This is a genomic window from Mycolicibacterium smegmatis, from assembly GCF_001457595.1.
GTDB lineage: Bacteria > Actinomycetota > Actinomycetes > Mycobacteriales > Mycobacteriaceae > Mycobacterium > Mycobacterium smegmatis.
In genome coordinates, this window is sequence record NZ_LN831039.1 from 2,205,537 (window position 1) to 2,231,618 (window position 26,082).

General features: G+C 67.6%; 27 protein-coding genes and 1 pseudogene. 2 read left to right on the forward strand and 26 right to left on the reverse strand.

Going from position 1 to position 26,082, the window contains the following annotated elements; genetic code table 11:
• Window positions 1–2 precede the first annotated feature (2 nt).
• The 14 genes and pseudogenes from nuoK to AT701_RS10535 all read right to left on the reverse strand — a co-directional run bounded on the left by nuoK (window position 3) and on the right by AT701_RS10535 (window position 11,973).
• On the reverse strand, window positions 3–302 hold the full coding sequence (gene nuoK / locus AT701_RS10470; RefSeq protein ID WP_003893422.1) for an NADH-quinone oxidoreductase subunit NuoK: 300 nt from the start codon (window positions 300–302) through the stop codon (window positions 3–5).
• Between the two features lie 5 nt (window positions 303–307).
• Window positions 308–1,066 (reverse strand): NADH-quinone oxidoreductase subunit J, encoded by a 759-nt coding sequence (locus AT701_RS10475; RefSeq protein WP_003893423.1) that lies wholly within the window; start codon window positions 1,064–1,066, stop codon window positions 308–310.
• Window positions 1,063–1,626: pseudogene (nuoI, locus tag AT701_RS10480) on the reverse strand (NADH-quinone oxidoreductase subunit NuoI); the annotation flags it as partial. The pseudogene nuoI and the gene AT701_RS10475, both read right to left, overlap by 4 nt.
• On the reverse strand, window positions 1,598–2,824 hold the full coding sequence (nuoH, locus tag AT701_RS10485) for an NADH-quinone oxidoreductase subunit NuoH (RefSeq protein ID WP_011728120.1): 1,227 nt from the start codon (window positions 2,822–2,824) through the stop codon (window positions 1,598–1,600). The gene nuoH and the pseudogene nuoI, both read right to left, overlap by 29 nt.
• Window positions 2,821–5,205, reverse strand: a complete 2,385-nt coding sequence (locus AT701_RS10490) for an NADH-quinone oxidoreductase subunit G (RefSeq protein WP_011728121.1) — start codon at window positions 5,203–5,205, stop codon at window positions 2,821–2,823. Before AT701_RS10490 ends, nuoH begins: the two co-directional genes overlap by 4 nt.
• A gap of 88 nt (window positions 5,206–5,293) precedes the next feature.
• Entirely contained in the window at window positions 5,294–6,625 is a 1,332-nt protein-coding gene (nuoF, locus tag AT701_RS10495) for an NADH-quinone oxidoreductase subunit NuoF (protein WP_003893427.1), read from the reverse strand.
• Window positions 6,622–7,359, reverse strand: coding sequence for an NADH-quinone oxidoreductase subunit NuoE (gene nuoE / locus AT701_RS10500; RefSeq protein WP_081319441.1), 738 nt, complete (start codon window positions 7,357–7,359; stop codon window positions 6,622–6,624). Before nuoE ends, nuoF begins: the two co-directional genes overlap by 4 nt.
• Before the next feature lie 61 nt (window positions 7,360–7,420).
• Window positions 7,421–8,749: an NADH dehydrogenase (quinone) subunit D gene (gene nuoD, locus AT701_RS10505; RefSeq protein WP_058125795.1), complete on the reverse strand. Its 1,329-nt coding sequence runs from the start codon at window positions 8,747–8,749 to the stop codon at window positions 7,421–7,423.
• A complete protein-coding gene (locus AT701_RS10510; protein ID WP_058125796.1) occupies window positions 8,749–9,465 on the reverse strand; it encodes an NADH-quinone oxidoreductase subunit C in 717 nt (238 codons plus the stop codon). The genes nuoD and AT701_RS10510 overlap by 1 nt, the downstream gene beginning before the upstream one ends.
• Window positions 9,462–10,016 carry a NuoB/complex I 20 kDa subunit family protein gene (locus AT701_RS10515; RefSeq protein WP_003893431.1) on the reverse strand — a complete coding sequence of 185 codons (555 nt, stop codon included), beginning with the start codon at window positions 10,014–10,016 and terminating at the stop codon, window positions 9,462–9,464. The genes AT701_RS10510 and AT701_RS10515 overlap by 4 nt, the downstream gene beginning before the upstream one ends.
• Window positions 10,007–10,375, reverse strand: a complete 369-nt coding sequence (locus AT701_RS10520; protein WP_011728125.1) for an NADH-quinone oxidoreductase subunit A — start codon at window positions 10,373–10,375, stop codon at window positions 10,007–10,009. The genes AT701_RS10515 and AT701_RS10520 overlap by 10 nt, the downstream gene beginning before the upstream one ends.
• A gap of 184 nt (window positions 10,376–10,559) precedes the next feature.
• Window positions 10,560–10,958, reverse strand: coding sequence for an Rv3143 family two-component system response regulator (locus AT701_RS10525; protein WP_003893433.1), 399 nt, complete (start codon window positions 10,956–10,958; stop codon window positions 10,560–10,562).
• A 63-nt stretch (window positions 10,959–11,021) separates the two neighbouring features.
• Window positions 11,022–11,540: a YceI family protein gene (locus AT701_RS10530; RefSeq protein ID WP_058125797.1), complete on the reverse strand. Its 519-nt coding sequence runs from the start codon at window positions 11,538–11,540 to the stop codon at window positions 11,022–11,024.
• 31 nt (window positions 11,541–11,571) lie between these two features.
• Complete coding sequence (locus AT701_RS10535) at window positions 11,572–11,973, reverse strand: nuclear transport factor 2 family protein (RefSeq protein ID WP_058127597.1); 402 nt, start codon at window positions 11,971–11,973, stop codon at window positions 11,572–11,574.
• A gap of 56 nt (window positions 11,974–12,029) precedes the next feature.
• Here AT701_RS10535 and AT701_RS10540 point away from each other — a divergent pair, with 56 nt between their 5' ends.
• Entirely contained in the window at window positions 12,030–12,665 is a 636-nt protein-coding gene (locus tag AT701_RS10540; RefSeq protein ID WP_058125798.1) for a class I SAM-dependent methyltransferase, read from the forward strand.
• Window positions 12,666–12,672: 7 nt separating this feature from the next.
• On the opposite strand, the gene AT701_RS10545 is transcribed toward AT701_RS10540, so the two are convergent.
• The 10 genes from AT701_RS10545 to AT701_RS10590 all read right to left on the reverse strand — a co-directional run bounded on the left by AT701_RS10545 (window position 12,673) and on the right by AT701_RS10590 (window position 22,254).
• Window positions 12,673–13,029, reverse strand: a complete 357-nt coding sequence (locus tag AT701_RS10545; RefSeq protein ID WP_058125799.1) for a DUF6285 domain-containing protein — start codon at window positions 13,027–13,029, stop codon at window positions 12,673–12,675.
• Entirely contained in the window at window positions 13,026–14,015 is a 990-nt protein-coding gene (locus AT701_RS10550) for a phosphotransferase family protein (RefSeq protein ID WP_081319442.1), read from the reverse strand. The genes AT701_RS10545 and AT701_RS10550 overlap by 4 nt, the downstream gene beginning before the upstream one ends.
• Complete coding sequence (locus AT701_RS10555; RefSeq protein WP_003893439.1) at window positions 14,012–15,256, reverse strand: acyl-CoA dehydrogenase family protein; 1,245 nt, start codon at window positions 15,254–15,256, stop codon at window positions 14,012–14,014. Before AT701_RS10555 ends, AT701_RS10550 begins: the two co-directional genes overlap by 4 nt.
• Window positions 15,257–15,266: 10 nt before the next feature.
• Window positions 15,267–15,878, reverse strand: a complete 612-nt coding sequence (locus AT701_RS10560) for a TetR/AcrR family transcriptional regulator (protein ID WP_003893440.1) — start codon at window positions 15,876–15,878, stop codon at window positions 15,267–15,269.
• Between the two features lie 6 nt (window positions 15,879–15,884).
• Window positions 15,885–16,787, reverse strand: coding sequence for a hydroxymethylglutaryl-CoA lyase (locus tag AT701_RS10565; RefSeq protein ID WP_081319680.1), 903 nt, complete (start codon window positions 16,785–16,787; stop codon window positions 15,885–15,887).
• Window positions 16,787–17,989, reverse strand: coding sequence for a CaiB/BaiF CoA transferase family protein (locus tag AT701_RS10570; protein WP_058125801.1), 1,203 nt, complete (start codon window positions 17,987–17,989; stop codon window positions 16,787–16,789). The genes AT701_RS10565 and AT701_RS10570 overlap by 1 nt, the downstream gene beginning before the upstream one ends.
• Window positions 17,986–19,215 carry an alpha/beta hydrolase family protein gene (locus tag AT701_RS10575; RefSeq protein ID WP_058125802.1) on the reverse strand — a complete coding sequence of 410 codons (1,230 nt, stop codon included), beginning with the start codon at window positions 19,213–19,215 and terminating at the stop codon, window positions 17,986–17,988. Before AT701_RS10575 ends, AT701_RS10570 begins: the two co-directional genes overlap by 4 nt.
• Entirely contained in the window at window positions 19,216–20,319 is a 1,104-nt protein-coding gene (locus tag AT701_RS10580) for a homogentisate 1,2-dioxygenase (RefSeq protein ID WP_003893444.1), read from the reverse strand.
• Window positions 20,320–20,447: 128 nt separating this feature from the next.
• Window positions 20,448–21,035, reverse strand: a complete 588-nt coding sequence (locus AT701_RS10585; RefSeq protein WP_003893445.1) for a GrpB family protein — start codon at window positions 21,033–21,035, stop codon at window positions 20,448–20,450.
• Between the two features lie 19 nt (window positions 21,036–21,054).
• Window positions 21,055–22,254 (reverse strand): acyl-CoA dehydrogenase family protein, encoded by a 1,200-nt coding sequence (locus AT701_RS10590; RefSeq protein ID WP_014877290.1) that lies wholly within the window; start codon window positions 22,252–22,254, stop codon window positions 21,055–21,057.
• A gap of 440 nt (window positions 22,255–22,694) precedes the next feature.
• On the opposite strand from AT701_RS10590, the gene AT701_RS10595 reads away from it, so the two are divergent.
• Window positions 22,695–23,672 carry an esterase family protein gene (locus AT701_RS10595; protein WP_003893447.1) on the forward strand — a complete coding sequence of 326 codons (978 nt, stop codon included), beginning with the start codon at window positions 22,695–22,697 and terminating at the stop codon, window positions 23,670–23,672.
• Window positions 23,673–23,738: 66 nt separating this feature from the next.
• Here AT701_RS10595 and AT701_RS10600 read toward each other — a convergent pair whose 3' ends face one another.
• Both AT701_RS10600 and AT701_RS10605 read right to left on the reverse strand, forming a co-directional pair.
• Entirely contained in the window at window positions 23,739–24,737 is a 999-nt protein-coding gene (locus tag AT701_RS10600; RefSeq protein WP_058125803.1) for an oxidoreductase, read from the reverse strand.
• A gap of 89 nt (window positions 24,738–24,826) precedes the next feature.
• Entirely contained in the window at window positions 24,827–26,047 is a 1,221-nt protein-coding gene (locus AT701_RS10605; RefSeq protein ID WP_011728136.1) for an acyl-CoA dehydrogenase family protein, read from the reverse strand.
• Between the last annotated feature and the right edge of the window lie 35 nt (window positions 26,048–26,082).

Here is a 26,082-nt window from a genome sequence, read left to right on the forward strand (position 1 = left end):
CCTTAATGTTTCAGCAGGTTGGCGTCATCGACGGAGGCCGATCGGCGGGTGCGGAAAATGGCCATGATGATGGCGAGGCCCACCACCACCTCACAGGCGGCGACCACCATCGTGAAGAATGCCACCACCTGCCCGTCGAGTTGGCCGTGCATGCGGGAGAAGTTCACGAACGCCAGGTTGGCGGCGTTGAGCATCAACTCGACGCACATGAACATGACGATCGCGTTGCGCCGCAACAGCACTCCCGCGGCGCCGATGGTGAACAGCAGTGCCGAGAGGTACAGGTAGTTGTCGGGATTCAACCGCGTCACCTCTTCCCGTTGGTCGCGCTGCCGACCGTGCGGTGCGGCAGGATCGTGCTCACCGACAGTGGGGATTCCGACCCGTCGGGCAGACGGGCCGGGACGTCGACGGAGTTGTGCCGGGCGTAGACACCGGGATTGGGCAGCGGCGTCGGATGCCCGCCGGTCTGGAAGCGTTCGATGGCCAGTTCCCGCTGGGTCTTGCGGCGTTCGAAGCGTTCCCGGTGCGCGAGCACCATCGCCCCCAGCGCCGCGGTGATCAGCAGCGCGCTGGTCAACTCGAACGCCCACAGGTACCGCGTGAAGATCAGCGCCGCCAAGCCCTCGACGTTGCCGCCGCTGTTGGCCGCGGCCAGACCGCTGAACCCGGCGACCGACACGTTGCCGATACCCGCGATCACCAGGATCCCGAACCCGGCACCCGCGATCAGCGCCGCGATCCGGTGCCCCTTGATCGTCTCGACGAGCGACTCGGTGAGATCGACGCCGATGAGCATCAGCACGAACAGGAACAGCATCATCACCGCGCCGGTGTAGACCACGATCTGCACCACACCGAGGAACGGCGCGTCCTGCGCGATGTAGAGCACGGCCAGCGAAATCATGGTGCAGGCCAGAAACACTGCCGAGTACACGGCCTTTCGGGCGGCTACCACGCCGATCGCGCCGACGAGGGCTACGGTGCCGACGACCCAGAACACCACGGCCTCGCTCGTCGACGTGCGCGCACCCTCGGCGGCCAGCAGCATCAGGTCGGAGTTCATCGGGCGTCCTCTGTGCCCGAGGGGACCGGCGTGATGGGCGTGACGTTACCCAGGTAGTAGTCGTCGTCGGTCTTGCCCGGGGCCATGTCGTGCGGCGGCGCCTGCATACCCTCTTGCAGCGGTGCCAGCAGCTTGTCCTTGCCCCAGATCAGGTCGGCCCGGTTGTCGTCGGCCATCTCGTACTCGGTGGTCATGGTCAGGGCCCGCGTGGGGCAGGCCTCGATGCACAGACCGCACCCGATGCACCGCAGATAATTGATCTGATAGACGCGGCCGTAGCGTTCACCGGGCGAATAGCGTTCGTCGGCGGTGTTGTCCGCGCCTTCGACGTAGATCGCGTCGGCCGGGCACGCCCACGCGCACAACTCGCAACCGATGCACTTCTCCAACCCGTCGGGGTAGCGGTTGAGTTGGTGCCGGCCGTGGTAGCGCGGGGCGACGGGACCGGGTTTCTCCGGATAGCCCTCGGTGATGGGCTTTTTGAACATCGAGCCCAGCGTGACGGCGAATCCGGCGAGCGCGTCGAGGAATTTAGGCATCAGCGGTCTCCTTGGTGCCGACGGACGGCAGGGGTGGCACCGGGTAGGCGCCGGTGCTCTGCGGAGGTGGCGGTTGAACGGTGCGGCGCCGCAGGGATGTCGCCAGGCCCCAGATCAGGGCCACGACGACGACCACGGCCGCGGTGAGCAGCCAGGCCGCCCACGTGCCCTCACCGTGCTGGCGCAGGCTGCGGGTGATCGCCACGACCATGATCCACAGCAGCGACACCGGGATCAGCACCTTCCAGCCCAGCGCCATGAACTGGTCGTACCGCAAGCGGGGCAGCGTGGCCCGCAGCCAGAAGTACAGGAACATGAAGGTCCACACCTTGGCGGTGAACCACAGCAGCGGCCACCATCCGCTGTTGGCGCCGTCGATCAGGTTGAACGGGAACGGTGCGTGCCATCCGCCCAGGAACATCGTGGTGGCCAGGGCCGACACCGTGGTCATGTTGACGTACTCGGCGAGCATGAACATCGCGAACTTCAGCGACGAGTACTCGGTGTGGAACCCGCCCACCAGTTCGCCCTCGGCCTCGGGAAGATCGAAAGGCGCGCGGTTGGTTTCGCCGACCATCGACACCACGTACACCAGGAACGACGGCAGCAGCAGGAACACGAACCAGGTGCGGTCCTGCGCGGCAACGATGCCCGACGTGGACATCGTTCCCGCGTAGAGGAACACCGCCACGAACGACAGCCCCATCGCGATCTCGTAGGACACCACCTGTGCACTCGAGCGCAGGCCGCCGAGCAGGGGATAGGTGGATCCCGACGCCCACCCGGCCAGCACGATGCCGTAGACACCGATCGACGTCGCGGCCAGGATGAACAGCACCGCGACGGGCAGGTCGGTCAGTTGCAGCGGGGTGCGGTGGCCGAACACCGACACCGCGCCGCCCAACGGGATCACCGAGAACGCGACGAACGCGGGAATCACCGAGATGACCGGGGCCAGTAGGTAGATGGGCTTGTCGACGCCGGCGGGGACCAGGCCCTCCTTGAGCGCGAGCTTGATGCCGTCGGCCAGCGACTGCAGCAGACCGGCCGGGCCGACCCGGTTCGGGCCGAACCGCATCTGCATGCGGCCCAGCAGTTTCCGCTCGATCAGGATCGCCGAGAGCACGGTCAGCAAGAGGAAGACGAAGATCGCGACGGCCTTGGCGAGCATGAGCCACCACGGATCGTGGCCGAACAGTGTGGGATCCGGATGTGTCATGCCCCGGCTCCGATCGACACCACGGCACCGGCGGTCACCCCGAGTCGCTGGTGCACCGCCGATCCCGGCGAGTTCATCGGCAACCACACGACCCCGTCGGGCATGTCGGTGACCGCGAGCGGCAACGTGACCGCGCCGCGTTCGGTGCTGACGGTCACGGGCGCACCGTCGCTCGCGCCGATGCCCGCGGCGGTCGCGGCCGACATCCGCGCGACGGGGCGCACGGCCGTGCCGGCGAGGTGTGGTTCACCGTCCTGCAGACGGCCCGCGTCGAGCAGCATGCGCCAGCTCGCGAGAACCGCCTGCCCGGACCCGGCTTCGGGTCTCGCGGTGGGCGGCGCCGTGGGCGCGGGTGGGCGTGCTCCGCCCCAGGTGCCCAGCTGCGCGAGTTCGGCGTCGGCCGCCTCGGCAGTGGGCAGGGCGAGGTCGACGCCGATCTCGTCGGCCAGATAGTGCAGCACCCGCAGATCCGGGATCGCGTTGGTCTTGAGCGAGGGCGCGAACGGGCGAGGGCGCCCTTCCCAGTTGAGGAACGACCCGGCCTTCTCCACCACCGGTGCGACGGGGAACACCACGTCGGCCAGTTCGGTGACGGCACTCTCGCGAAGCTCCAGGCTCACCACGAACGGCGTCGTCCGCACCGCGGCCACCGCCAGCTCAGGATCGGGCAGATCGCCGAGTTCGACTCCGCCGACCAGAAGCGCCGCGAGGTGCCCGCTCGCGGCCGTCGACAGGATCGCGGCCGTGTCCCGCCCGGGTGCCTCGGGCAGCGCCGAGATGTACCAGGCTCGTGCCACTTCGGCGCGGGCATCGGCATCGTCGACCGGCCGACCGCCCGGCAGCAGGTTGGGCAGTGCACCGGCCTCGATGGCGCCGCGCTCACCGGCACGACGCGGAATCCACGCCAGACGCGCACCGGTCGCCGCGGCCAGGCGCACGGCCGCCGACAGGGCACCCGGGGAGGTGGCCAGACGCTCACCGACCAGGATGACGGCCCCCGGTCGGCGCAACCGGTCGTCGTCGTGCATCCCGTCAAGCGCGGCGGGCTCGTCGCCGGGCACCGTCGGCACCACGGTGCCGGCCAGCTTGGTCAGACCACGGCTGGCCCACGGTGCCACCGCCACCACCTGCACACCGTTCTTGCGGACGCCCTTGCGCAGGCGCAGGAACACGATGGGCGACTCTTCCTCGGGCTCGAAACCGGCGAGCAGCACCGTCGGCGCGTTCTCCAGTTCGGCGTACCGCAGCCCCATGGTCTGCCCGGCGACGTGGGCGGCCAGGAACTCGGCTTCCTCGGCCGAGTGCGGGCGGGCCCGGAAGTCGACGTCGTTGGTGTTGAGCACCATTCGCGCGAACTTCGCGTACGCGTAGGCGTCCTCAACGGTGCACCGGCCGCCGACCAGTACGCCGGTGCTGCCCGCCGCGGTGAGCAGGCCCGCGGCGGCCACCGTGAGCGCTTCCGACCACGACGCGGGCCGCAGCACACCGCCGTCGCGCAGCATCGGTGTGGTGATCCGGTCACCGACCGTGGCGTAGGTGAACGCCCAGCGGCCCTTGTCGCAGTTCCACTCCTCGTTCACCTCGGGTTCGTCACCGGCCAGGCGGCGCAACACCTTTCCGCGCCGGTGGTCGGTGCGCTGTGCGCATCCGGATGCGCAGTGTTCGCACACGCTGGGGCTGGACACCAGGTCGAACGGGCGGGCCCGGAAGCGGTAGGCGGTCCCGGTCAACGCGCCGACGGGGCAGATCTGCACGGTGTTGCCGGAGAAGTAGGACTGGAACGGTTTGTCCTGACCGATGCCGACCTGTTGCAGCGCACCGCGTTCCATGAGGTCGATGAACGGATCCCCGGCGATCTGCGACGAGAACCGGGTGCAGCGCGCGCACAGTACGCAGCGTTCGCGGTCGAGCAGTACCTGCGAGGAGATGCTGATCGGTTTGGGGAACGTCCGTTTGACGTCCTCGAACCGGGTTTCGGGCCTGCCGTTGGACATCGCCTGGTTCTGCAGCGGGCATTCGCCGCCCTTGTCGCAGATCGGGCAGTCGAGGGGATGGTTGATCAGCAGCAGTTCCATGACGCCGCGCTGCGCCTTGTCGGCGGCCTCGGACGTGAACTGCGTGCGGACCACCATGTCCGGCATGACCGTCGTGGTGCACGAGGCCATCGGCTTGCGCTGGCCCTCGACCTCCACGAGGCACTGCCGGCACGCCCCGACCGGGTCGAGCAACGGGTGGTCGCAGAACCGGGGGATCTGGATGCCCATCAACTCGGCGGCCCGGATCAGCAATGTGCCCTTGGGAACACTGATCTCATGGTCGTCGATGGTCAGCGACACCATCTCCACCGGCGGCGTGTCCTTGGTCGGTTCGGCCAGCGTCACGAGCGTCCCCCTTTCCCTACGCCGAGTGTGCGGTTTCGTACGCGCCACGCCGCGCGGACGGTATGGGAGCGCACACTCGCGGTCATCGCTACACACCTGCCCCTTCGGTGGCCATCAGCGTCGAGGCATGTGGATCGAACGGACAGCCTCCGTCCAGATGGGCCACGTACTCGTCCCGGAAATGCTTGATCGAGGACATGATCGGGCTGGCCGCGCCATCGCCCAGCGCGCAGAACGACTTTCCGAAGATGTTGTCGGAGATGTCGAGCAGCTTGTCGATGTCGGCCTCGGTGCCCGCGCCGTTCTCCAGCCGTGCGTAGATCTGCGCCAGCCAGTAGGTGCCCTCGCGGCACGGTGTGCACTTGCCGCACGACTCGTGGGCGTAGAACTGCGTCCAGCGGCGCACCGCGCGGACCACGCACGTGGTCTCGTCGAAGATCTGCAGTGCCTTGGTACCCAGCATCGATCCGACCGAGGCCATGCCCTCGTAGTCCAGTGGCACGTCGAGGTGTTCGGCCGTCAGCAACGGTGTCGACGATCCGCCAGGCGTCCAGAACTTCAGCTGATGCCCGGCCCGAACTCCGCCGGCATATTCGAGGAGTTCGCGCAGCGTGATACCGAGCGGCGCCTCGTACTGGCCGGGGCGTGTGACGTGTCCGGACAGCGAATACAGCGTGAAGCCAGGCGATTTCTCCGAACCCATCGACCGGAACCAGTCGACACCGTTGACCATGATCGGCGGCACGCTCGCGATGGACTCGACGTTGTTGACCACCGTGGGGCACGCGTAGAGGCCCGCCACCGCGGGGAACGGCGGCCGCAGCCGAGGCTGCCCGCGCCGGCCCTCGAGCGAATCGAGTAGCGCGGTCTCCTCACCGCAGATGTACGCGCCCGCACCGGCATGCACGATCAGGTCCAGGTCGAAACCCGACCCCATGATGTCGGTGCCCAGATATCCGGCCGCGTAGGCCTCGGCGACCGCGGCCTGCAACCGCCGCAATACCGGCAGCACCTCGCCGCGCACGTAGATGAACGCGTGCCTGGCCCGGATCGCGTACGCCGCGATGATCGCGCCCTCGACCAGGAAGTGCGGTGTGGTCAGCAGCAGCGGAATGTCCTTGCACGTACCGGGTTCGGACTCGTCGGCGTTGATCACCAGATAGTGCGGTTTGGCGGCGGGCCCGCCCGCGGGTTGGTCGCCGCGCTCCTGCGGGATGAACGACCACTTGGTGCCGGTGGGAAATCCCGCGCCGCCGCGACCGCGCAGGCCCGAATCCTTGACGAACGCGATGACGTCGTCCGGCCCCATCGACAGGGCGCGCTGCAGTCCCTGGTACCCGTCGTGGCGGCGGTAGGTCTCCAGCGTCCACGGTTCGGGTTCGTCCCAGAACCTGCTGAGCACCGGGGTGAGCGGGGTCATGAGGCCGAACCGTTCGTCTGGGGCGGGGTGGGTGCGGTCATGCCGCGCTCACGGGCCAGTCGCAGACCCGCCAGCGTGGCCGCGCCCGGCGCACCGCCTGGTGCGTTCGGATCGGTGAGACCGGCAAGGGTGCGGGCGGTTTCGCGGAACGTGCACAGCGATCCGCGTGTGGGCGGCGGCGGCGATCCCGACCGCAGACCGTCGACGAGATCGCGGGCCGACGACGGTGTCTGGTTGTCGTAGAACTCCCAGTTCACCATCACCACCGGCGCGTAGTCACACGCGGCGTTGCACTCGAGGTGTTCCAGCGTGACCCGGCCGTCGGGCGTGGTCTCGCCCGGATGCACGCCGAGGTGGTCTTCGAGCGCCTCGAGGATCGCGTCGCCGCCCATGATCGCGCACAGGGTGTTGGTGCACACACCGACGAGGTAGTCGCCGGTCGGGGTGCGGCGGTACATCGAGTAGAAGGTCGCGACCGCCGTCACCTCGGCCTCGGTGAGCCCCAATTGTGCTGCACAGAAACCGATCCCGGCCGGGGTGAGATATCCGTCCTGTGCCTGGACCAGGTGCAGCAGCGGCAGCAGTGCCGACCGGGCGTCGGGGTACCGCGCGATGATCTGCTCGGCATCGGCCCGCAGGCTTCCGGTGACGTCGTCGGGATACGTCGCGGGTCCGCTGATCGGCGGACCCGCTTCGTCCGGGCGTTGGCCCAGTTCCAGGAACACCTCGCTCACAGCAGTCTCCTCTTCGCGCAAGCGCTCATCAGCCGTGGTTTCCTCTTCGCGCAAGCGCTCATCAGCGGTCCACTCCGCCCATCACAGGGTCGATCGAGGCCACCGCGGCGATCGCGTCGGCCACCATGCCGCCCTCGCACATCGCCGCCACCGCTTGCAGATTGGTGAAGGACGGATCGCGGTAGTGCACGCGGTAGGGCCGGGTGCCGCCGTCGGAGACCATGTGCACGCCGAGTTCACCTCGCGGGGATTCGACGGCGACGTACACCTGCCCCGGTGGTACGCGGATGCCTTCGGTGACGAGCTTGAAGTGGTGGATCAGGCCCTCCATCGAGTGGCCCATGATCTTGGCGATGTGCTCGGGCGAGTTGCCCAGGCCGTCGGGCCCCAATTTGAGATCGGCCGGCCACGCCAGTTTCTTGTCGCTGATCATCACCGGCCCGGGCTTCAGCTTTTCCAGGCACTGTTCGACGATCTTCACCGACTCGTGCATCTCCTTGACCCGGATGATGTACCGGCCGTAGGAGTCGCAACGGTCGTCGGTGATGACGTCGAATTCGTAGTTCTCGTAACCGCAGTACGGCTGTGCCTTGCGCAGATCGTGCGGCAGACCGGTGGACCGCAGGATCGGACCGGTGATGCCCAGCGCCATACAGCCGGTGAGATCCAGGTAGCCGACCCCGACCGTGCGGGCCTTCCAGATGTAGTTCTCGTTGAGCAGATCTTCCAGATCCTTGAGGCGTTTCGGCAGGATCTCGACCAGCCTGCGCACCTGCGTGATCGCGTCGTCGGGCAGGTCGGCGGCCAGACCGCCGGGACGGATGTAGGCATGGTTCATCCGCAGACCGGTGATCGACTCGAAGACCCGCAGGATCTCCTCGCGTTCACGGAAGCCGTAGAACATGGCGCTCATCGCGCCCAGTTCCATCCCGCCGGTGGCCAGCGCCACCAGATGCGAGGAGATCCGGTTGAGTTCCATGAGCATCACGCGGATCACGCTGGCGCGCTCGGGGATGTCGTCGGTGATCCCCAGCAGTTTCTCCACGCCCAGGCAGTACGCCGTCTCGTTGAAAAACGGTGACAGGTAGTCCATCCGGGTGACGAACGTGACGCCCTGCGTCCAGTTGCGGTACTCGAGGTTCTTCTCGATGCCGGTGTGCAGGTAGCCGATACCGCACCGGGCCTCGGTGATGATCTCGCCCTCGATCTCCAGGATCAGCCGCAGCACTCCGTGGGTGGACGGATGCTGCGGGCCCATGTTGACCACGATCCGTTCGCCGGCCTGCGCCGCCGCGCCTGCCCGCGCGGCGGCGACCACCTCGTGCCAGTCGTTGCCGCCGACGACGACAACCTTCTCCCCGCCGTCGGGCGGGACCGTCGATGTACTCATCAGCTGTAGGACCTCCGCTGATCGGGCGGTGGGATCTGGGCGCCGTGGTATTCCACCGGAATACCGCCCAGCGGATAGTCTTTGCGCTGCGGGTGGCCTTCCCAGTCGTCGGGCATCTCGATACGTGTCAGCGACGGATGCCCGTCGAAGATGATCCCGAAGAAGTCGTAGGTCTCCCGCTCGTGCCAGTCGGTGGTGGGGTAGACGGCGTACAACGACGGGATGTGCGGATCGGCATCCGGCGCCGCGGCCTCCAGCTGGAGGCGGCGGTTGTGGGTGATCGACATCAGCGGGTACACGGCGTGCAACTCGCGTCCGGTGTCCTCGGGGTAGTGCACGCCGCTGACACCCAGGCACAGTTCGAAGCGCAGGTCCGGATCGTCGCGCAATACGCTTGCCACCGCGGGCAGTTGCACGCGCGAGACCTCGATGGTCAGCTGGTCGCGGTACACCACGACGCGTTCGATCGACATCGCGTACCGTTCCTCGCCGAGCACCTCGGCCAGCCGGTCCATCACGGCGTCGAAATAACCCCCGTACGGCTGCGGTGTGCTGCCGGGCAGTGCGACCGGACGCACCAGACGCCCGTATCCGGACGTGTCGCCGGTGTCCCGGTTGCCGAACATCCCGCGGCGTACCGCGATGATCTCCGGGTCGTCACCGCGGGGCAGGCCGGCGCCGTTGGTGCCGTTGGCGGATCCGTTGGAGGTGCTCACCGCAACAGCCCCTTGAGTTCGATGGTGGGCGGTACGGCCAGGGCGGCCTGTTCGGCCTCCCGGATGGCCTCCTCGCGGTTCACCCCGAGCGGCATCTGCTGAATCTTGTCGTGCAGCTTGAGAATTGCGTGCAGCAGCATCTCGGGGCGTGGTGGGCACCCGGGCAGGTAGATGTCGACGGGCACCACGTGGTCGACACCCTGCACCACCGCGTAGTTGTTGAACATGCCACCGGAGGATGCGCAGACCCCCATGGCCAGCACCCATTTCGGTTCGACCATCTGGTCGTAGATCTGGCGCAGCACCGGGGCCATCTTCTGGCTGACGCGGCCCGCGACGATCATCAGATCGGCCTGCCGCGGTGTCGCGGAGAACCGCTCCATGCCGAACCGGGCAATGTCGAAGCGCGGTCCGGCCGTTGACATCATCTCGATCGCGCAGCAGGCCAGACCGAACGTCGCGGGCCACAGCGAACCTTTGCGGACATATCCGGCAACCGTCTCGACCGTCGACAGCAGGATTCCGCCGGGCAGACGTTCTTCTAGTCCCAATTCAGGCCCCCTCGCCGCCAGACATAGGCGTATGCCACGAACACCGTGAGCATGAACAGCAGCATCTCGATCACCGCGAACAGTCCCAGGCTGTCGAAGGCCACCGCCCACGGGTACAGGAAGACGATCTCGATGTCGAAGACGATGAACAACATCGCGATCAGGTAGTACCGGATCGGTATGCGCTGGCCGGTCAGGCCCGCGGCGACGGGCGGCAGGGGGTCGATGCCGCATTCGTAGGCTTCGAGTTTCGACCGGTTGAAGCGCCGTGGGCCGATCACGAGGGCGATCCCCACGGATACCACGGCGAAAACGGCCGCGATCGCCCCCAGAATGAGGATTGGCGTGTACAGAGCCATACGCGCGACGCTCCCTAAGGTGGGCTGTCCATGTGAGCTAACCCACAGCCTAGCGAGCTTTGCGGCCTGTGCCACACATTTTGGTTAGTATCGTTTCGTAACGGGGCAGCGGACAACTGCCGCTGTAGCCGTGCCGCCAACCATCAACGGCGGCAGCGTGATTCGCGGGAAGTTTCGCTGAGAACTACTGGGCCGGCGCCCGCAGCAGCGACACGACGGCGTCGCTCAGCCGGATCGGGTCGATCGGGTGCGGGACGGCCGCCTCGGCGCGTGACCACTTGGCCAACCAGGCGTCGTCGGCCCGGCCGGTGAGCACCAGGATCGGCGGGCAGTCGTCGATTTCGTCCTTGACCTGCTTGGCGACGCCCATCCCGCCGGCCGGGGTGGCCTCGCCGTCGAGGATCGCCAGATCGAACCCGCCCGCGTCCATCTGCGAGATCGCCATGGGCGCCGTCGCGACGTCGACATACTCGATCTCGGGAAGTTCCGGGTGGATCCGTTTGCCCAACGCGAGCCGCACCTGCTCACGGGTGCGCGGATTGTCGCTGTACACAAGGATGCGCAGCGGCGCGGAGCCGGCCATACGGCGATGCTACTGCCTTCTGCGGGGTGCGACGGAGAAGTCGGTGAATTCTCTTGCGCCGCTTCAGCCCCGGGTGAACACCAGATCCGCCGCGACGTCGGTGGACGTTCCCACCATGCCGACCATGTTGCCCGACACGCCGAAATCGCGCCGGTCCAGCGTGCACCCGCCCGACACCCGCAGGCTGCCGTCGTCGAGGACCTCCACGCCGACGGACAGGCGCAGCGGCCGCGAGGTGCCCCGTACGGTCAGCGTCAGGTCCAGCAGCGCGCCGTTTCCCGACGGTTGCGCGCCGCTGACCTCTGCGGTGATCTCAGGGTGGGTTGCGGCGTCGAAGAAGTCGGCCGACCGCAGGTGCTCGTCGCGTTTGCCGATGCCCGTGCGCACCGACGCGACGGGTATCACGACGCGGCCGGTCACACCGTCGTCGGCGATCGTCCCCGAACCGCTGACCTCGGTGAACGTGCCGTTGACCGGTATCAGCCCCCACATCGTCCTGGTGCGGAACCGCACCATGGACCGGGCGGGAGCCAGTGTCCAGTTGCCGGTGCTCGCGGTGAGAAGGGTCTGCAGAGTGGTCATGGCGCCTCCGATCCGACGAGATCCGGTGAGATCAGCTTCCCACCTGGTTCAGCAGCGGTGCGATGTCTTCGGGGTCGAAGTATTCGTCGACGCGGGTGATCAGGCCGTCGGCGCCCACCTTGATGACGATGCAGACCCGCAGGTCGATCCGTGCGCCGTCGCGGCCGGTGGCATGCACGATGTGCTGCTGTACGAATCCGCCGTCGAAGAACTGCCGTTCCAGGATCTCGTAGCGCCGCTGCGCGGTGGCATCGACGAACCAGTCGATGACGCGCAGCGCTCGGGCGCGCTCGTTGTCCCTGGGGTCACCGGAATGCCACACCCTGACGTCCTCGGACCACAGGGCGGCGACCGCGGCGCGGTCGCTGCGCTCGATCGCGCCGAACAAGCGGTTCGCGACATCGTCCAACTGGTCGACATCGATCACGGGCATCGATCCACCTTTCCGGGGCTTGACCTCAAGTGACATTCAGGTTGAAGACTGGGGGCATGGACACGACACCGACACGCGAATTGTTCGACCAAGCCTACGAATCCCGCACCGCGCCCTGGGTGATCGGCGAGCCGCAACCGGCGGTCATCGAGTTGGAGCGCGCAGGTTCGATCCGCAGCCAGGTGCTCGACGTGGGTTGCGGCGCCGGGGAACACACGATCCTGCTGACGCGTCTGGGGTATGACGTCCTCGGCATCGACTTCTCGCCGCAGGCCATCGAGATGGCGCGCGAGAACGCCACGCGCCAGGCCGTCGACGCCCGGTTCGCGGTCGGTGACGCGATGGCTCTCGGTGACCTCGGTGACGGGGCCTACGACACGATTCTCGACAGCGCGCTGTTCCACATCTTCGACGACGCCGACCGGCGAACCTATGTCGCGAGCCTGCACGCGGGCTGCCGGCCGGGTGGCACGGTCCACATCCTGGCGCTCTCGGATGCCGGCCGTGGATTCGGGCCCGAGGTCAGCGAAGAGCAGATCCGGCAGGCGTTCGGTGACGGCTGGGAACTGGAGGCGCTCGCGACGACCACCTACCGGGGCGTGGTGGGCCCGGCGCACGCCGAGGCCATCGGACTGCCGGTGGACACGCAGGTCGACGAACCCGCGTGGCTGGCGCGGGCACGTCGGCTCTGAGCCGCTCCTACGGCGTGTCATAACCCGGGTGGGCCACGTCGAGACGGCGTTTCACCAACGCCCGCAGGCACGCGGTCACCTCGTCGGGACGGTCGTCGAGGTCACCGGCGCGGATCGCGGCGGCGAGCGCGGTCTCGTCGTCGAATCCGAGTCGGTGCACCGCTTCCAACACCTCGGCCGGATGATCGGCGAGCAGTTCACGTTCGACCATCCGCAGCGCATTGGCCGCGACCCTGGCGTGAAAGTTCACCGCTCCCGCGCTCGCACCTGCGTCCTTTGTCGCGGCGCGGACATCGGTGTCGAGGAACTCGGCGACCGCGGCCACCAGTTCGGCCGCGGTCGGGCGGCCGTACAGACCGGTCATGACGGGCTCCCGTCCAGCAACGTCAAGATGTCCCACTCGGTTTCACAGACCCGGCGACCGATGGTCGCCAGTTCCACCGAGCGCGTCTGACCGCTCAGATGCCGCTCGGCCTGATACCGGCAGATGACGCCCCAGCGCAACGTCGCGAGCACGAGCCACCACCGGATCGCGTCGCGGTCGAGCGTCATCCCACCGGCGTCCTCGTAGGCGGTCAGGAAGTTCTCGATGCTGCCGAGTCCACCCGCCGCGTGGCTCTCGGTGGCGCCGAAACGCCACGCGCGGATGCAGAACCACGCGAGGTCCTCGTAGACCTCGCCGATGTGCACCAGTTCCCAGTCCAGCACCGCGGCCAGGTCCGAACCGTCCACGATGAGGTTGCCCATGCGGAAATCGCCGTGTATCAACCGCGGTGGTGACGCGGGCGGCCGGTTGGCGGCCAGCCACCGGAACGCCCACTCGAAAGTCGCGGTGGTGTCGCCCATCTCGTCGAGCTGGTCACGCCACTGACCCACCTGGTCCAGTTCGGTCAGGCCGATGTCGGTGGGCGGTTCGGCGCGGTGGATCGCGGCCAGCGCCTGCGCGCACTGCGTGAGCAGTTTCGCCCGCCCCGCAGCGTCGAGCTGCCGCTGGATCCGGCGCACGATGGTCTCGCCGGGGATGAAGTCGCATACGAGATACGGGTTGCCCAGCGCCGCAGTGGAATTGTCGGCGACGAGCACGTGGGGGACAGGCGCACCCGCCGCGGCGGCCGCGCGCTGCGCACCGGCCTCCAGCTCCATCCCGGCGTGCACCTCGTCGGGTGGGCCGGTGCGCAGGATCAAGGCCCGCCGCTGCGAGGCGGTCACCGCCTCGAACGACCACGTGGTGCGGCTCGCACCGCCGGTCAGCTCGCGCAGGTTCTCCACGCTCACCCCGGCACCGACCACCGGGGCGAGGACGTCGACCAGCCCGCCGGTCAAACTCGCGGGGTCTCGCGTCTCGGTCACTTCTTGGCCCTGCCGAACCCGAACAGCCGCTGGGCGACCCGGCGCATCTGGATCTCCTCGGCGCCTTCGGTGATGCGGTAGCGGCGGTGGTGGCGGTAGATGTGCTCGAACGGTTCGTGGCGGCTGTAACCGATGCCGCCGTGCACCTGCATGGCCCGGTCGGCGGCCTCACACACCAGTCGGTTGGCGCGGTAGTTGGCCATCGACACCTTGTCCGAGACCTCCATGTGGTGGTTGGCGTCGAGTTGCGTGGCGGCGTAATACACCAGCAGGCGCACCATCTGGGCCTCGGTCTGCAGTTCGACCAGCGGCCACTGCACGGCCTGGTTGACCGCGAGAGGTTTGCCGAACACCTCGCGCTCACCGGCGTAGGTCACTGCGCGGTCGATGCAGTACTGCGCGGCGCCCAGGCTGCTGGCGGCCTGCCGAATCCGGTTCTCGTGCAGAAACGTCTGGCCGACCTCCAGCCCGCGGTCGACCTCGCCGAGCACCGCGTCGGCCGGCACCCGCACGTTGGTCAACTCGACCTCGCCGTGGTCGGTGGGCATGTTGAAGGTCCACCAGTAGAACGGCACGTGGAACCCGGGGGCGTCGGTGGGGACCAGGAACGCCGTGATGCCGAGGGCCTGCCCCCGTTCCCCGGAGGTGCGGGCGAAGATCAGGTCATGCGTGGCGCGGTGCACGCCGGTGTTCCACCGTTTGGTGCCGTTGATGATCCAGTCCTCGCCGTCGCGCACCGCCGTGGTCTCCAGCCACGTGGCGTCCGAACCGTGCCCGGGTTCGGTGAGCCCGAACGCCATCGACCGCTTGCCGGTGATCATCGCCTCGACCCATTCGTCTTTCTGGGTCTCGGTGCCGAACCGGTCCATCATGATGACCTGGGGGAAATTGCCGACGATCGACGACTCGTCCTGCAGGTCGTTGTGCAGGCCGAGACCCTTGTGGGCCAGGTGTTCCCGGATGACCGCCATGTCGAGGTTGGTGCCGTCGCGGCCGCCGAACCGCGCGGGCAGGCCGTAGCGCAGCCACCCCGCGGCGTCGGCGCGCCTGCGCATCTCGTCGAGCAGTTCCTCCCACTCGCGCCGCGGGACGCCGCCGTTGTCCCAGTCGGTGCGCGCGTGCTCACGACGATGGTCGAAGTACTGGATGTTCTCGCGCTCCAGCGGCTTGATCTCCGCCTCGATGAACGCGTCCATCTCGGCGAGAGTGTCCCGAAGGTGTTCCGGGAGGGTGAAATCCACGTTGATCTCCTTAAAAGCCGTACAGGGTTTTCTTCCAGATCGTCGCGAGGGTCGTGATGGCTTCGCGGTCGTCGAGCTCGACACCGAGCCCGGATGACCCCACGAACACCGTGGTGAAGTTCTCGAACAGCAATGCGATCGCCGCGCCGATGTGCTCGGGCACGAGTCCCACCGCGTGCCCCTGCTCCTGGGCACGGCGCACCGACGCCACCACGATGTCGATGCCGAAGCGGCGGAAACTGTTCTGCACCTCGGCGAACCGTTGCTGCGTGGCGGCCAGTTGGGCGACGGCGATCATGATGCCGATGTTCTGCTTGAACATGTTCCAGTACCCGGTGACCACCGAGGTGAAGAACTCCGCGTCGTCGGGGGAGTCCGGCAGGTGCAGGTTCAGCCCCGAGGGCTCGACGACGTCGTGCAGGAACGATTCGGCCAGCGCGGCCAGCAGATCTTCCTTGTCGGTGAAGTAGCGGTAGAACACCGCGGGGCTTTTGCCCGCCGCCGAGGTGATGTCGGCCAGTGTGGTGCCGTGGAAACCGCGTTCGGCGAACAGCTTCCGCGCGGCCAACTCGATGGCCGTGCGCGTCTGGCGGCCTTTCGAGCCCAGCTCACCGGATGCCATGTCGGCTCAGCCCAGGATCCGGTCGCCCGCGCGTAACAGTGCGCTGGGCAGGTCGTGTCCGACGGCCCGCTGCGCCACGCGTGCGGCCTCGATCGCGGCCCGCAGGTCGATGTCGACCCCGATGTCGCTGTCGCGCAGCAGGTACACCAGATCCTCGGTCGCGATGTTCCCGCTGGCACCCGGCGCGAAGGGGCATCCGCCCAGCCCGCCCACCGAGGCGTCGAGCCGCGTGATGCCGGCCTGCACCGCCGCGTACGCGCTGGCCAGCCCGGCGCCGCGGGTGTTGTGGAAATGGGCGCCGAGAGGCAGATCGCCGATCAGCGGGCGCACCTGCTGCACCAGCGTCGTCACGCGCCGCGGTGTGGTGGTGCCGATGGTGTCGGCGATGGCCAGCCGGTCGGCGCCGTATTCGACAGCGGCCGAGACGATGTCGAGGACACGCTGCGGGTCGGTGGGTCCGTCGAACGGGCAGTCCCATGCCGTGGCGACGATGACCTCGACCGAGGTGTCGCTGTCGTGCGCGATCGCGACGATGTCGGCGATCTGCGCGGTGGCCTCGGCGCTGGAGCGACCCACGTTGGCCTTGCTGTGGCTGTCGGCGGCCGACACGACATACTCGATCGAGTGCAAACCTGCGGCGATCGCGCGTTTGGCTCCGTTGGGGCTGGCCACCAGGGCCGAGAACTCGACGTCGGGGAAGCGGTGGAGCTCCGCGGCGAGTTCGGCGGCGTCGGCCAGCGCCGGAACCTTGCTCGGTGAGACGAACGCGGTGGCCTCGATCTCGCGCACCCCGGTCGCGACGATCGCCTCGAGGATCTCGACCTTGGCCGACAACGGGATGGGCTTCTCGATCTGCAGACCGTCGCGCAGACAGACCTCGCGGATGTCGACGTGGGTGGGCAGGTCCATCACAGCACCCCTTCGTCGTGCAGCGCCTGCAGTTCGTCGGCCGTGTGTCCCAGCAGCCCGGTGTAGATCTCGTCGTTGTGCTGGCCGGGCCGCGCGGAGCCGGCGTTGCGGATGGTTCCGGGTGACTCCGACAGTACCGGGACGACGCCGGGGCCCTTGATGTTGCGCTGGACCCGTTCGTCCCAGTGGTCGGCGATCATGCCGCGGGCCTGCAGTTGGGGATCGTTGACCACTTCGGCGACGGTGTTGATCGGCCCGGCGATCACCCCGGCGTCCGACAGCGTGGAGATGATCTCGTCGGGCTGGCGCTGCGCGGCCCAGTCCCCGATGATCTTGTCCAGTTCGTCCTGGTTACGGCCCCGCGCAAGGTGATCGGAGAACCGCTCGTCGGTGGCGAGTTCGGGCCGGCCCATCGCGGCGCACAGCCTGCGGAACACGGTGTCCTGGTTGGCCGCGATCACCACCCAGCTGCCGTTGGCGCTCTGGTAGATGTTCGACGGCGCTATGCCCTCCAGACGCGTGCCCGACGGCCCGCGCACCACACCGCCCACGTCGTAGTCGGGGATGGTGGATTCCTGGATGGCCAAGCAGGATTCGGTGAGCGCGGTGTCGACCACCTGGCCTTCGCCGGTGACGCTGCGGCGGTACAGCGCCGCGAGCGCACCCTGCGCGGCGAACATGCCCGCCAGGCTGTCACCCAGCGACAGTGCCAGCCGTGGCGGCGGACCGCCAGGGAACCCGTTCATGTGCCGCAACCCGCTGGCGGCCTCGGCCACCGAGGCATACCCGGCCTTCCCGGCCTCCGGTCCGGTCTGCCCGTACCCGGACACCCGCACCAGGATGACGCCCTTGTTGTGTTGCCGCAGAACGTCGTACCCCAGATCCCACTTCTCCAGCGTGCCCGGCCGGAAATTCTCGACGATGATGTCGGAGCGGTCGACGAGCTCGAGGAACAATTCGCGGCCCTTGGGCTTCCGGAGATCGAGTGTGACGGCTTTCTTGTTGCGGGCGTGCACGGTCCAGAAGAAGTGGTGTCCGTCGAGCTCGGCCTGGCCCCACGTACGCAGCGGGTCCGGCGCACTGGGCAACTCGATCTTGATGACCTCGGCGCCCATGTCGCCGAGCAGTCGCCCGGCGAACGGGCCCGAGATCAGCGTGCCGAGTTCGAGCACCCGCACGCCGTCGAGTGGTCCGGCTGTCACTGCGCCGCACCCTCGGTCGCCGCGCTCGCGACCGGCAGCGAGAACCCGTGCCGGTGCAGCCAGTCCGTGCAGATCCCGACGGCCTGGCGCAGCGTGTCGCGCTGATCAGGGCCCGCGTAATAGTGGTTGGCGCCGGGGATCTCGTGCATCTCCTTGTCAGGATGCCCGATGGCCTCGAACAGACGCCGGGTGTGGCTGGGTGTGCAGGCGTCGTCGGCGAGGTTGCCGATCACCAGCGCGGGCACCGCGATGTCGGGACCGGCCTTGACCGCGTCACCGTTGGCGTCGTCGTAGCTCCACTGCGACAGCCAGCTGCGCAGCGTGCAGAACCGCGCCAGGCCGACGGGGGAGTTGTTGACCACCTGGGGATCGCCCAGATAGCACGTGCCCGGTTTGCGGTCGTTGGGGTCGACGGTCGGATCGAGCCAGCGCGGGTCGGCCATGGTGCCGTGCACCACGAACGCGAACTCGTCATCGGGACGCCCGGCGGCCTTGAGCTCGGCGAGTTTCTCCTTGACCCACTTGGTGATCCGACGGTTGCGCGCGATCTGTGCGGCGCGGTAGCGATCGAGGAACTCCGGTGAGTACGGTGGCTGGTTCGGGTTGTCCGGGTTGTAGAGGTCCAACTCGGGATCGCGCTTGGTGGGGTCGGACTCGTCGAGGATCGACGCGTCGAGCCACTCGGTGAGGGTGCCGTGGCGACTGATGTGCGCCGCGAGCAGCATGATGCCGTCGGCCGGGATCAGGCCCAGCTGGGTCAGATCGGGGCCGTCGCCGGACGGGCTCGCGGTCACGGTCGGGTTCTGCGCCTGCTGCTGGTAGAACACCGAAAGCGAACCGCCGCCGCTCCATCCGGCCAGCACCACCTTGGAGTAGCCCAGTCGGTTCTTGGCGTCCTTGATGCACTCGCCGAGGTCCTCGACCACCTTCTCCATCAGCAGCGCGGAGTCGGTGCCGCGGAATCTGCTGTTGCAGTAGATGACGTGGTGACCCGCGCGGGCCAGGCCGTTGATCATCGGCAGGTACGCGCCACCGCCGATCGGGTGCATGAACACCAGGACGGTGTCGGACGGCCTGTTCTTGGGCCGCAGCAGGTAGCTCTCCAGCACCACGAGCTCGGCGACCCCGCCGTAGACGTCGCGCACTGCCGAGTTGTTCTGGTAGGCAACCAGATACGGGATGCGGTCGTATTCGTGTTTGACGGGTGCTTCGGTTGTCGTCGTCATCTAGTGCTGCCCCAGATCGTTGGCCAGGATCTCTTCGGACGGGATGAGCCTGCGGCGGGTGTCGACGGCGATCACCTTCCAGTCCACGCTGTCGAACTCGTCGAACTTGCGGCGGGCCCGCTCACGCGCCTTCTCGGGGGCGCCGTGGTGAACCCCCTGTGGCGCATGCGAGATCAAGCCGGGCGGCATGGGGATCCCGTACAGCGACCCGCCGTGGAAGAACGCGATCTCGTCGTAGTCGACGTTGCGGTGGTACCACGGTGTGCGCTCGGTGCCGGGCACGCCCTCGGCCGGCTTGGGCAGGAAGTTCATGATGTAGACGCCGGTGGCCTGCATGAACAGGTGCACCGTCGGGGGCAGGTGCACGCTGTCGGAGGTGACGACGTTGTAGTCCTCGATGTTGAAGGTGAAGGCGAAGTTGTCCCCGCGCCAGCCCTCCACGTCGAGCGGATGGTGTTGGTAGAACAACGTCGTCGGGCCGCCATCGTGGATGAGGCGCACCTCGTACTCACCGTCGGTCTGCGGGCCGGTGCCGTCGTCGATGGGCTGCGGGTCGGGGATCACGGCCTGCGACGGGTCGAACGGGAAGTGCCTGCCGAGCGTTCCGGGTGGCGGCACCCGGAACTCGTCGGTCGCCTGGATCATCAGCAGTGTCGACTCGTCATCGGGGATCTGGCGCCACGTACACGCCTTGGGGATGTAGATCCAGTCGCCCTCGCGGTAGCGCAGCGGCCCGAACTCGGTCTCCAGCAGGCCGGATCCCTTGTGCACGAACGACAGCAGATCGCCGTCGACATGGCGGACGAAGAACGGCATCTCCTGGCTGCGGCGCGACAGCAGCACTTGGCAGTCGGGGTTGGAGAACATGAGCAGCGGGCCGCCGTGCGCGTCGGTGGCGTCGCTGGGCTTCAGCTCGGAGGACAGGACGTCGGTGGGGCGCAGGGGTCCGACGCTGCGGTAGGCGGTCGGGTCGTTGCGCCGGTACATGTTTGCGGTGCGCCCGGTGAATCCGCCGCGGCCCAGCTCGTCGTCTTTGAGGCCCTCCAGATCGGCGTGCAGTCGCTTCGGGGTTCTGCCTTTACGCAGGTGGATAAATGATTCCATGAAGTGGCTCCGGTAGGCGGGGGAAGTGGGGTCCGGTGTGGAACTCAACAAAACTGAAACTGACGTTACTTTTATCTATGTTCGGTGGCAAGGCCTGACTTCAAACGTTGTCAAACGCCGTCGACGGCTCACAGCAGTCCCTCGGCACGGAACATGCGGTCGTAGATCTCGCGGATGACGGGCTGTTTGCGTGCGTTGTAATCCATCACGTGACCGCCCCCTGGCACGGCCGCGCGTTTGGCGTTCTCGTAACTCTCGCGGTCGTCGGGATGGCTGCGCAACCAGTCGCGGAACATCCGGTGGCGGACCACCTCGGGGCAGTCGGGTCCGAACACGTGCAGGTTGGCTCGCGGCACGTCGAGGCGCAGGCAGCGGTGTTGATGCCAGCCGGGCTCACGCACCGTCAGGCGGTAACCCAGATTCTGCAGTGCCGGAACGTATGCCGACTCGTCGCGCGGATCCCCGACCGTGAGATCGATGTCGATGACGTCCTTGGCGGCCAGTCCGGGCACCGACGTCGACCCCACATGGTCCAGATCGAGGACCACGGGCCCCAGTGCTGCGCGGATCTGCTCGGCGAGGCGGCGGTAACGGGCCGGCCACCGCGGGTCGGGGGCGACGATCGCGACGGGTTCGTCCGGTGGAGGTCCGTCGACCCACGGGCTCTCGACGGGATCGGGATCGTGGTGCCGGGTGATCTCGTGACGGGTGGGCACGCGCTCCACGCTAACCGCGTCAGATCATCGCGATGGGCGAGATCTTCATCCCGATCGACAGTGCGCCCGCGAGTTCACAACTCGTGTCGTGGTCGAAGATGACGTGCCCCGAGAGCACCCCGACGTCGCGGCTGATCCGTTGCAGCGGATTGTCCAGGAAGTGGGCACTGGCACCGGACGAGGCGAGCAGCAGCGCGATCACCGCGCGTGACTCACGCACGATGTGCGCCGCGGCCAGTCTGGCCTGCGCGCGGACCTCGCGTGACACCGGATCGCCGGCCGTCACGGTGTCCTCGATCTCGCCGACGGTGTCGGCCAGCAGGCCCCGCAACGCGCGCAGTCGCACCCGGGCCTCGCCGAGGTGGGCGACCGCGGCCGGTTTGTCCTTCTGTTTGACGCCCTCATAGGCGATGACGCGCTCGGAGAGGCGCTGGGCGTAGATCTCGACCGCACGCTCGGCGCTGCCGAGCGCGGGCATCGCCGCCAACAATGCCAACGCGGGCACCATCGGCCAGCGGTAGGTGGCGGCGTCGTGCACCTTCGCGCCCGGAGCGGTGCCCGTGTAGACGTCGATCACGCTCACCAGTCGGTGTTCGGGCACGAAGGCGTCGGTGACCACGACGTCGTTGGATCCGGTGGCCCGCATTCCGTCGGTGTGCCACACGTCCACGACCTCGATGTCGGACGCGGGCAACAGCGCGAGCGCGGGGTAGATCGCGTCATCGGGCCCGCACAACGCACCCACCATGATCCAGTTGGCGTGCATGACGCCGGTCGCCCACGACCACCGGCCACTGAGCCGCACGCCGCCCTCGGTAGGCAGGCCGCGGCCGTTCGGCGCCAGCGGCGCCGGTGCGAGGAAAGGTCGCGTGGCGTAGGCCTCGGCCTGGGCCTGCTCGCCGAACAACGCCAGCATCCAGTTGTGCAGTGCGAGGAAGCCGATGGTCCACGCGCTCGACGCGCAGCCGTGCGCCATCCGTCGGACCGGATCGAGCAGTGCGGGAAAGTCGGCCTGCTGCCCGCCGAAGCGGGCCGGCGTGAGCAGTTCGGTGAACCCGGACGCCGCGAGATCGGTCATCGTAGCGTCGGGTAGACGTCGCAGTTCCTCGGCTTCGCGGGCCCGTTCGGCCAGCCGCGTCACGAATTCGTCAGTAATGGCCGACGTCGTCGCGGCGGCGGCGCCCGATACGGATATGGTCACGGCCGCGGACGTTACCATACTTTTTAGTATGTTCACTCGATGGACGAGGGGAAACGGACCGTTTGATCAGGGATCGGCGTCGATCGGATAACCCTCTGGCCACCGGTTGTGAACGCAACGATCACGGCCGACGTCTTTCATAAGTGGACCCGAATGCGCCTCCGCCGAATTTGACACGTGTTTTACCTGGCAGAGCGCTTGCAACCCCCGTGGAAGGGAAAAAGAATTCATCTCCGGCCATTTACAGAAGTGCAGTTCGGCGGCGCGTCGCGGGTTTTCCCTGCAAGCGGGCCCATGATTTACTCAGGGACGCACAACAGAATCTCTCGGTCCGCTCAGAGACACCGGACTCCATCGAGCGGGCGCGGCATCGTGGCGAAACCTTTCGCCGCGAGGTCGCAACGTGATCGACGATCCCCAGTGGGCGTATATGACCGGAATACGGATGGATTCGCAGTATGACCTTCATTGACAAGATTCGTGGCCATTGGGCCCGCCGGATGACGGTGGCGGCCGTGGCGGCACTGCTGCTGCCTGGCTTGGTCGGCGTGGTCGGCGGCTCGGCGACCGCGGGAGCCTTCTCCCGGCCCGGTCTGCCGGTCGAGTACCTGATGGTCCCATCACCGTCGATGGGCCGCGACATCAAAGTTCAGTTCCAGAGTGGCGGACCAGGTTCGCACGCGGTGTACCTGCTCGACGGCCTGCGCGCCCAGGACGACTTCAACGGCTGGGACATCAACACCAACGCGTTCGAGATGTTCCTCGACTCCGGGCTCTCGGTCGTCATGCCCGTCGGCGGTCAGTCGAGCTTCTACAGCGACTGGTATCAGCCGGCCTGCGGCAACAACGGCTGCGTCACCTACAAGTGGGAGACCTTCCTGACCAGCGAGCTGCCGGAATGGCTGGCCGCCAACCGTGACGTCGCCGCGACCGGCAACGCCGCGATCGGTCTGTCGATGGCGGGCTCGGCCGCGCTGATCCTTGCGGCGTACCACCCGGACCGGTTCATCTACGCCGGCTCGATGTCAGGCTTCCTCAACCCCTCCGAGGGCTGGTGGCCGTTCCTGATCAACATCTCCATGGGTGACGCCGGCGGCTACAAGGCCAACGACATGTGGGGTCCCACCGAGGATCCGAACAGCGCCTGGAAGCGCAACGACCCGATGGTGCAGATCCCGCGGCTCGTCGCCAACAACACCCGCATCTGGGTGTACTGCGGTAACGGCCAGCCCAACGAACTCGGCGGCGGCGACCTGCCCGCCACGTTCCTGGAGGGCCTGACGATCCGCACCAACGAGACCTTCCGCGACAACTACATCGCGGCGGGCGGCAACAACGGTGTGTTCAACTTCCCGAACAACGGCACGCACAACTGGGCCTACTGGGGCCGGGAACTGCAGGCCATGGTTCCGGATCTGCAGCGGGTGCTCGGCTAGACCCGTATCACACGAAATCGCCCAGAACACCTTGTGTTCTGGGCGATTTCGTATCTGCAGGAGGTTCTAGAAGCCGCCGGCGACCTTCACGACGGCCCGGCCGGCGTAGCGGCCGGCGCGTACCTCGTCGATCACACCGACCACGTCCTTGATGTCGACCTCGTGCGTCACGTCGTCGAGGTGGCGGGGCTTGAGGGGACCGCCGAGTTTCTCCCACAGCGCGCGACGCGGCCCGATCGGCATCTGCACCGAGTCGATGCCGAGCAGCGCCACCCCGCGCAGGATGAACGGCATCACCGTCGTGTGGAGCGCCACGCCGCCCGTGAGTCCGCTCGCGGCCACCGCGCCGCCGTACTTGAGGGTGCTGAGCACGTCGGCGAGCGTGGCGCCGCCGACGCAGTCGACCGCCGCGGCCCACTGTGCACGTGCCAGCGGGCGGGGCTTGGCGTCCGGATCGGCGGGCAGCCTGCCGATCACCTCGGCCGCCCCGAGCGCGCGGAGTTCGTCGGCGCGGTCGGCCTTACCGGTCGAGGCCACGACGTGATAGCCCAGCGCGGAGAGCAGATCGACACCCACCGAGCCGACCCCACCGGTCGCGCCAGTGACCACGACGGGGCCGTCGTCGGGTGTGATGCCCCGGGCGGTGATGGCCTCCACGCTCATCGCCGCGGTGAACCCGGCGGTGCCGATCGCCGCGCCTTCGCGTGGCGTCAACGCGCCCAGCGCGACAATCTGATCCGCAGGCAGGCGCGCGTACTCGGCGTAGCCGCCGTGGTGGCCGGTGCCGATGTCGTAGCCGTGCGCGAGTACCAGATCACCCACCGCGAACTCGGGCGAATCTGACGCCACCACCTCACCGGTGAGGTCGATGCCCGGCACCACCGGATATTCGCGCACCACACCGCCTTTGGGGGTCAGCGCGAGCGCGTCCTTGAAGTTCACGCTGGAGTACAGCACGCGGATGGTGACCTCGCCCGGCGGCAGCGCCGAAGGCTCGAGGGTTTCCAAACCGGCCTCGACGCGGTCGCCGTCCGTCCGTGCCACCAATGCCTGAAACGATTCCATGCCCCTCACCATATCCCTGGCGAGCAGACGCAAAACTGCTCAAAATTGCACGGTTTCGTGCAGTTTTGCGTGTGCTCGGCGGGACGGGGCTACTTCAGTTCGGCGGAGGTCAGGCCCAGCAACCGCCGCGCCACGACGAGTTGCTGGATCTGCTGCGTGCCCTCGAAGATGTCGAGGATCTTGGAATCACGCGCCCACTTCTCCAACAGGGTCTGCTCGGAATAGCCTGTGGTGCCCGCCATTTCGACGGCCTTGAGCGTGATGTCGCTGGCCACCCGGGCGGCCTTGGCCTTGCCCATCGAGGCTTCCTTGGAGTTGGGGATGTTGTTGTCGGCCTGCCACGCCGAGCGGACCGTCAACAGGTAGCCGGCCTCCCAGTCGGCCTCCATGCGCAGGAACTCCGCGGCCGCGGCGCTCTGCGCGTGGGCGGGCTTGTCGTAGGAGATCTCCACCCCGGCGTCGGTGAGGATCGCGCGCAGGTCCTCTAGCGCCGCGCGGGCGATGCCGACGGCCATGGCCGCGACGATGGGCCGGGTGTTGTCGAAGGTCTCCATGACCCCGGCGAAACCCTTCTCCACATGGATTTCCGGGTCGCCCAGCAGGTTGTCCTTGGGGATGCGGACGTTCTCGAAGCGGATCACCGCGGTGTCGGAGGCCTTGATGCCCAGCTTGCGCTCGAGACGTTCGACGGTGACGCCGGGATGCTCACGCGGCACGATGAACGACTTGATCGCCGCACGGCCCAGCGACTTGTCCAGCGTCGCCCACACCACGATGTGGGTGGCACGCGAACCCGCGGTGACGAAGATCTTCTCGCCGTTGATCACGTACTCGTCGCCGTCGAGCACCGCGGTGGTCGACACCGCGGCCGAGTCGGAGCCGAATCCCGGTTCGGTGATGGCCATCGCGGCCCACACGTCCTTGCCCAGACGCTCCAGCTGTTCGGGCGTCGCGACCGAGGAGATGGCCGCGTTGCCCAGGCCCTGGCGCGGCACCGACAGCAGCAGCGCCACATCGCCCCAGCTGATCTCCAGAGCGTTCAGCAACGCAGACATGTTGGCGCCGTTGACCGTCGCGTCCTTGCCGGAGCCGTTGGCGTCGTCGCGGAACGCCTCGGCGCCCGCGAACGAGATGGTCTTGGCGCTCGAGATGCCCTCGAACAGGTTGGCCAGGGTGTCGAGCTCGACCGGGTAGGCGTGCTCGGCGAGGTCGTACTTGCGCGAGATGGGCCGCAGCATCTCCGCGGCGCCCTGATGGCCCTTCTCGACGACTGCCTGAAGCTTGCGGGGCAGTTCCAGATTGATTGCCATGATCAGTCTTTCGGTTGGTTCGAAACTCGGATCGG